This is a genomic window from Bacteroides sp. OF04-15BH (genome assembly GCF_003477995.1).
Taxonomy (GTDB): Bacteria; Bacteroidota; Bacteroidia; order Bacteroidales; family Bacteroidaceae; genus Paraprevotella.
This window is the reverse complement of sequence record NZ_QUEM01000089.1, coordinates 1-457: the sequence shown is the minus strand read 5'-3', so window position 1 is coordinate 457 and position 457 is coordinate 1. Positions and strand designations below refer to the sequence as shown.

At 45.7% G+C, this 457-nt stretch carries 1 pseudogene; it reads left to right on the top strand.

Annotated elements, in window-relative coordinates:
* A pseudogene (locus tag DXA74_RS16770) lies at window positions 1-405 on the top strand (conjugal transfer protein TraG); the annotation flags it as partial.
* Window positions 406-457: the final 52 nt, after the last annotated feature.

Genomic DNA, 457 nt, shown 5'->3' with positions numbered 1-457 from the left:
GTCACGCAAGAGATTGAGGATATTATTTCTTCCCCTATCGTGAAAGAGAGTATCATCAATAACTCGGACTGCAAAATCCTGTTAGACCAAAGAAAATATCTCAACAAGTTTGACAGCATACAGAACCTCTTGGGACTGACCGACAAGGAGCGTTCGCAGATATTGTCTATCAACATGGCGAACCACCCCGGACGGAAGTACAAGGAAGTTTTCTTCTCGCTGGGCGGCACGCAGTCGGCGGTGTACGCCACAGAAGTTTCATTGGAAGAATATTACACCTTCACGACAGAGGAAAGCGAGAAAATGGAACTGTTCGCACTTGCCGACAAGCTGGGCGGCAACCTTGAACTGGCTATCAAGAGGCTTGCAGAAAGCAAACGTAATCCCCAATCATCAACAACTTAAAAATCAGGAACATGAAAAGAACAATTCTCCTTATGGCGGTATGCCTTTGCTT